This is a genomic window from Shewanella sp. 125m-1, assembly GCF_052977065.1.
Window position 1 is genome coordinate 1 of sequence record NZ_JBRILT010000080.1, and the last position, 7,967, is coordinate 7,967.

General features: G+C 44.8%; 2 protein-coding genes. Both read right to left on the reverse strand.

Features of this window, described 5'->3' with window-relative positions:
* A partial coding sequence (locus ACVBIK_RS20425) for a retention module-containing protein (protein ID WP_447170399.1) occupies positions 1 to 3,512 on the reverse strand: 3,512 nt, incomplete at its 3' end.
* A gap of 399 nt (positions 3,513 to 3,911) precedes the next feature.
* On the reverse strand, positions 3,912 to 7,967 hold a 4,056-nt coding region (locus tag ACVBIK_RS20430; RefSeq protein ID WP_447170400.1), incomplete at its 5' end, for a beta strand repeat-containing protein.

Below are 7,967 nucleotides of genomic sequence, written 5' to 3' on the forward strand. Positions count from 1 at the left end.
GCCAAGTTGACCGGCGCAGTCGTATCGACGTCATAATCTTCGGTATCGGTCGCGGTGGCGCTGTTGCCTGCTAAGTCGGTGCTGGTGACGCTGGCAGTAACAGTTGTTGTTTCACCATCTACTAGAATGCCTGCATCGACAGTGGTGCTAAATCCAAGAACACTATCATTTAACTCAATGACAGTCGTGGTAATGATAGTATTGCCATCTAAGGTGAGGGTAATAGTATCACCAACTTGTGCAATACCACCTACAGTTCCGCTGAGGGTAACTGTACCAATGGCTTCATCACCATTTATGACGTTATCTGTGCCTATCACTATCTGGTTAAGGTCTATGCTCGTTTCTGCAAGAGTGTCAATAACTGCTGAATCGGAACCTGGTGCAGAGGTATTACCAGCTTGATCTGTAACTGTCGCTGTAACGATTATTTCATTACCTTCCCCAGGGGAAGGTAAAGTCAGGTCTACCGAATTTTCATCAATTTGAGCTTGAGTAAGAATGATATCGACATCATTAACAGTGAGTGTGTCTCCGGCAATCGCACCCGTGCTGGTTAAGTCGATAGTGATATCTATAGTTGATGCTTCAGCAAGTTCATCAAAGTTGATAAATGCATCATTATTTGCATCTGTAGCTATGGTTACTTGCGGTGCTCCATCAATGACTGGCGTCACTTCAAGTGTCAGTATTGCGCTCTCACCCGTATTTGTTGTGTAGGTGATGACTGGTACGCTGCCGTTCCAGTTGTCATTAGGCGTGAAGGTGTAAGAGCCATCTTCATTGATGACGAGTTCGCCACCTTCAACTTCAGCCTTGCTTCCTGCTGTGTATTCTTGATCTTCGACCTCAAAAGAGGCGACTGTTAGGTCATCATCTAGGTCTGAGTCGTTATCGAGTACGTTACCCGTAGCTACACTGTCTTCATCAATAACTTGAACATCATCTTGGACGATACTCATTAAATCGTAATCTTCAGTCGTCGATGCTTGACCACGTTCGCCATTATGGCCAAAACCATGCACAACAGCATCAACTACTGTGTCTGCATCTAGTAACAGTTCTGAGCCTTCTACAGTGATAGAGAAGCTACCATCTTCGTTCATCAAGGTTTGGTAATTGGTACCATTTATCGTGATGACGATGATGCCTATGGTGATTGCGGCATCTGCGTTGACGGTACCTGTAATGGTAATGCTTTGTTGCCCTTCATCACTGGTTATTAGGTTATCGCCAGTGATTGGGTCTAGGTCGATACTGACATCCGCATTTATCGGGCTATCGTTATCGAAAATACGTAATGTACCTTGTGAGTCGGCCAGTTGAGCATTGGTAGGATCGAACAAATTGATAAGCGCAAACTCAGGGTTTGGATTTTCTACAATGAGATCATCGACAATTGGCACAGTAATAAATGCCGTTGTTTGTCCAGGTAGGAAGGTAACAGTGCCTGAGACTGCAATAAAGTCTTCACCAAAGAGTGCCGATAGCTCTTCACTAGAATAGTTGACGGTAATTATTTCGTCGCTTGGCTCACTTAAGGTTAGCGTAAATACCGCATTTTCCATGCCTTCAACTGCGATAGCATAGTCTATGTTAATTAGTGGTAGGTCGCTGCCTGCTGCATCATTATCAAAAATCGCGAAGTCTAATAGCTCGTCATAAACATTTTCACCTGTGACAGTCGCTCTGAAGTACTCGGTAGGTTCAATTTTAGCGTCATCGAAAATTGGTACACGGATCATTACGCTGCTATTGCCTGCAGATAACTCAAAACCAAAAATAGGGCGGGGGATACTGCCACTATAATCGATAGAGGTGACCATCATCGTCTGCCAAGTCAATCCGCCATCATTTGAGTATTCGATCGGAACCGTATAATCATCGGCATACTCGGCAATTGGAATACCTAATTGCTCGCTAAGAAGTTCACTGGTAAAGGTGATTTCTAAGAGGGAGTCCTCTTCAAATACGAGCTCACTGTTGAGTGTAAACTCATTGTATCCGTCACCTTCAGAAACATCTGGAATGTCAGCCGATAAGTGTGACTTGAATTGATCTTGAGTTGAAGAGGTGACTTCTCTAAAGGCTGTCCAATCCTCAACACGATAGTCGAGTGTTAACCCTTCCAGATCATATTGATCTACGCCTTCGTTTAGGATGATGGCGTAGTTCCCATCACCTAAATCAACCAGGGTACCAATATCTTCAAAGTCAGCACTTAAGCGCACATTTTTAACGACTAGGTTATCGCTAATAACTTGATGTGCTGTGGCGCCTTTAAGTAAATCTTCTGCCGAAAATGTAATTTGTCCATCTAGCTCGTTATAGTTATATGTAACTAGACCGCCAGGCACTTCAAGTACGTCAACGGTTCTTTCATCTGCAGCATCCGGGGCTCGGTCCCCTGCTAAGTCTTCAATGGTGTCGGCAACGTGACCCATGGCTAAGCTTTCGAAAACGTTTTGCTCGTCAGGAGAGCGTTCTGAATCGCGAGTAAACTCAATCCCAAGCAGTGCAAGGACTTGCGACAGCATCTCTTTACCTGCTGTGGCAATATTTAATGGTTCGCCAGTTGTCGGATCAATATAACTGCTTAATAGTTCGTGTATTGCAGTCGAGATATTGATATTTGAATCATAGCTAGCATCTAGGTTGAGTAAGCTATTCGTTTGTAGGATGCCGTCATCAGTTCCATCACTAAGATCGTTATCCAAAGCTTGTAGAAAAATAGCCATATTTTCTACATAGTTGAGATTACTATCAGCAAGTGAAGTGCCTGCGATATCTTGCAGGAATAAGATTGTGCCTTGAATCGCATCAGCGCCAAAAGCTGCGATGGTGACATTACCTATGGTGAAAGTAATGGTATCGCCTTCACGATAAGTAAATGAGCCATCAGAACCTGCATCACCAGTAAAACCGCTAAGACCCGATGATGTCGTATAGGCTACGCCATTGACAAAGTTATCAGTGAATTGGGCAATTTGAATTGTGTTATCTATTCCAGAGTCGGCGTTAGCATCATCATTGGTATTATTTAAAGATAGGCTTGCAACAAGAGGGAAGTCTTGTTGTCCTGCTGTATCATGGCCTGCATTCGCAATCGTTTCTGATCCGCCGCGAGCAATAGATACATGACTAGAGCCACCCTCGTTACCAGCTTGGTTACCTGCGGCAGTGTCTGGGCCGTCTGTAGGATCTTCTCCTGAAGCGATAAGCGCTTGGATTGCTTCGATTTCACTTAGGGCTTCGTCTTCAGCTGAGGGGGAACTATTCGAAGGCGTTGAAGGAGTGTTTAGTAATTCGCTATTTTCTTCTGATGAGGATGAAAGTGAGCTGCCATCATCTAATAGTATGTCGACAAAACCATCTTCAGCAATCGATATATTAGTTCCAGCAGGAACTAATTCACCTTCACTAAGTTGCTGAACACTACCATTAATAGTAGCGGTAACAATGCCATTGATGTTTTGGATGTGTCCAGCTTGTGTTGTGATTATCGATTTCATTGCCCTGCTCCCTGCAAAAACAAGTTTGTTGTAACTGAGTACTTAAAAGTAACCTCTAATCGTGTGATGTTATATAAATGATTGCTTAAGGTCAATTTCTTGGCGCTTTATGGTTGTTGTTTTTGGAGGGAATGTTGGACTGCAAAAATGGAATTAGAACTAAATATTAAAAAGGCCACTAGATATAGTTAATGCTATTCGGATAAGCCTATATCCCGCGATTCGATTAAAGGCTTACAATGAAAGAACCCAGCTTTCACTGGGTTCTTTGCTTTTAAACGTTTTAGAATATTAGCTAATTTCTCATTTTACGCTTAAACGATCGGCATTGACTAGATATAGTGGCCTTTTTTCATTCATCGGTAATCGAATCGATGGATTGCTACTTTTGACTGATAATTACGGCAGATTTAATCCGTCATCGACTTGATCATAAGGTGGAATAAATGGTGTCGTATTAGGATCGATTAATAAAGCACTATCGTTGAGTAAGCCTGCAATTACATCCGTATCGCTATTACTGCCATAAATAGCTTCTAATTCTACTCCGTTTAAAATAATGCTGACCCCGTCACTACCAGGTGCAGAACCATTGGCATCGACGATGATTGTAGTGTTTGGTCCTGTAAAATCAAAAGACAAATAGTCTTCTAAATTACCGTAATTCTCACCGATGAGTATGTCTGATAGAACTAATACGTCAAATTGTGTGTTGAAGCCATACACATTATCAATGGTGTTATTTGCATCGGCAGAATCTGCATTCCATACAAAGTAGTCACTCTCGCCATCATCAGGCGTTGCCATAGAACCACCGTAAAGATCATCGCTACCCTCGCCACCAGAAAGCAAGTCTCGTCCAGTTCCACCAACTAAGGTGTCATCGCCATTACCGCCAAGAAGTATGTCATTCCCAGCCCCTCCGCGAAGGGTATCAGTGCCACCCTGTCCAAAAATAATATCATCACCACCCTGACCGTTTAGAATGTCTCCCAGATCATCAGCTCTTGAGACATCAAATTCGTCATAATTTTCCCTGATATAAATATGTGCGTCGTTAACTGATACGTCGGCTAATAATTCACCCGTTTGATCTGCAACATACTGAGTGATTGCATCGGCGGCTTGTAAACCTGGTAATGAGTCAAATTCAACTAGGTCGCCGAATAATATGTCATTGCCTCCGCTACCATTAACAGTATCACTGCCTGGTAATAGATCCGTTGATAAAATTGCGTCTGCTAAATCATCAACATCCACGTTATTGAGTGGCGCTCCTAAGCTATCAAAGTCATCAAGAATGTCGGTGTCAATATTTGCACCTAAGCCAATCGCTTGAACAAAAGATAATCCGTTTAACTCGTTGAAGGCTGTCACAGCCACGCTATAAGCGTTAGCTTCGTTACCCGGTCTTGTTGGTCGACCATCGGTAATGAAGTAGGTAATATTTGAACCTGCGTTGGCAACAACCGGAGCGCTCTCGAACCAATCACTAGTAGCGTTGAATGCCGATTGATAGTTTGTCCAACCGCCATTGCTTAAAGCATCAAGTGCATCTTGAAGAGTATCAATGGCTCCTGGATCTGCAAGATTAACTGAGATGCTCTGCTGTAAACCTGTATCAAACTCAATGAGTAATACATTTACAGTACCAGGATCTGTGTTGTCTGGATCATTGAGGCTATCCAATAGTAGATTAAAAACAATTTCAAGCTGGTCGGCGGCTGTACTTACTGCTGGTTCTCCCATACTTCCTGAAGTATCGATAATAAAAGCAAGGTTATAGTTCTCACCTGGTTGCACAGCGGTTGTATCACTAATGACAATTTGGTGTTGGTTATCGCCATCAATAGCATCATCACCTGGGCCGCCTACTATAAATTCATAATCTCTGAGATCAATTAAAGCGGTATCTGTACTTTCTGCTGATTCATTCCCTGCAAAATCAGTTTGGGTTGCAGTTACAGTAATGCTATCGCCAGTGGAGTCTGGTGTACTTTCAGTCCAAGTGACTACTCCGGTATTAGCATCGTAAGCAAAACCTGATTGGGTGTTTTGTGTTCCAGATATATCAAGAGAGTCAGTGTTACTGTTCCAGGTCAGTGTTAGGGTTGACTCAACACCATCGTTGGTGATGGTTAATGTGACAAAACCTCCATCGATGAGCTCATCATGATCGATGCTTGTTGAAAGCTGTACATCATCATTTCCAATCTCTTGTAATGATAATATACCTTCGTCGGGATTATTATCATCGACGATTGTGACTATAGGGGCATCAGGAGTTTTTGCACCATTAATGGTAATAGTGAGGATCGCCATGGCTTGCTGGTTATCGGCGTCCTCAATCCAGTAGCTAAAGCTGTCAGTTTCTGTTTCACCGTCATCTAATTCATTAATCACAGGATTACTGTCATCGAGCTGATAGCTATAGCTACCATCGGAGGAAATAGTCAGGGTACCAAACTCCCCGACCAGAACGATATTGTTACCGATAGCGGTATCGCCGTTACCGATAACATCACCGTCGAAGTTCTCGACTTTTACCACATTAAGCACTTGGTTCTCGGGATCGCTGTCGGCTACATCGGCAAAGCCGCCGCCGTGGTCCATACCAGCAATTACTTCACCTGCAATAGCCGCTGTTATTCCATCATTAATAGCTTCATTGACCACATGGGTATCGGTATTAGCCGTTGGGCCGTCGTTGCTACCATTAATGGTAATCGTTAGGGTTGCCATGGCTTGCTGGTTATCAGCATCTTCAATCCAGTAGCTGAAAGTATCGGTTTCTATGTCACCGGCATCGAGGCCGTTGATGGTGGCATTGCTATCATCAAGTAGGTAACTGTAGCTACCATCGGAGGAGATGGTTAAGGTACCAAACTCGCCGATTAGCACGATGTCATCGCCAATGGGTGTGTCGCCATCACCAATCACCTCGCCATCGAAGTTCTCCACTTTCACCACATTAAGGGGCTGGTTTTCAGGATCGCTGTCGGCCACATCGGCAAAACTACCGCCATGATCCATACCCGCAATCACTTCACCGGTAATGGCGACGGTGGCGGCATCATTGACCGCTTCATCCACCACATGGGTATCGGCATTAGCCGTTGGGCCGTCGTTGCTACCATTGATGGTGATCGTCAGTGTGGCCATGGCTTGCTGGTTATCGGCGTCTTCAATCCAGTAGCTGAAAGTATCGGTTTCTATGTCGCCAGCATCGAGGCCGTTGATGGTGGTATTGCTGTCATCAAGCAGATAGCTGTAGCTACCATCGGAAGAGATGGTCAAGGTTCCAAACTCACCGACTAACACGATGTTGTTACCAATCGCGGTATCGCCATCACCTATGGTGACGTTGTTGTAATTTTCTACTTTCACCACATTAAGGGTTTGGTTTTCAGGATCGCTATCGGCGACATCGGCAAAGCCGCTGCCGTGATCCATACCTGCAATCACTTCACCGCTGATCAAGGTCGTGGCGGCATTATTCACCGCTTCATCGACCACATGGGTATCGGCATTGGCGATTGGCGCGTCGTTACTACCGTTGATGGTAATAGTGAGGGTTGCCATCGCCTGCTGGTTGTCGGCATCCTCAATCCAGTAGGTGAAAGTATCGGTTTCCATCTCACCGACATCGAGGCCATTGATGGTGGTATTGCTGTCATCAAGCAGATAGCTGTAGCTACCATCGGAAGAGATGGTCAAGGTTCCAAACTCACCGACTAACACGATGTTGTTACCAATCGCGGTATCGCCATCACCTATGGTGACGTTGTTGTAATTTTCTACTTTCACCACATTAAGGGTTTGGTTTTCAGGATCGCTATCGGCGACATCGGCAAAGCCGCTGCCGTGATCCATACCTGCAATCACTTCACCGCTGATCAAGGTCGTGGCGGCATTATTCACCGCTTCATCGACCACATGGGTATCGGCATTGGCGATTGGCGCGTCGTTACTACCGTTGATGGTAATGGTGAGGGTTGCCATCGCCTGCTGGTTATCAGCATCCTCAATCCAGTAAGTGAAAGTATCGGTTTCCATCTCACCGGCATCGAGGCCATTGATGGTGGCATTGCTGTCATCAAGCAGATAGCTGTAGCTACCATCGGAAGAGATGGTCAAGGTTCCAAACTCACCGACAAGCACGATGTTGTTACCGATTGCAGTATCGCCATCACCTATGGTGACGTTGTTATAATTCTCAACTTTCACCACATTAAGTGTTTGGTTTTCAGGATCGCTATCGGCGACATCGGCAAAGCCGCTGCCGTGATCCATACCTGCAATCACTTCACCGCTGATCAAGGTCGTGGCGGCATTATTCACCGCTTCATCGACCACATGGGTATCGGCATTGGCGATTGGGCCGTCGTTACTACCGTTAATGGTGATGGTCACGGTTTCAGTATCAAAGGCACCGTTACTATCGGTTACAGTGAC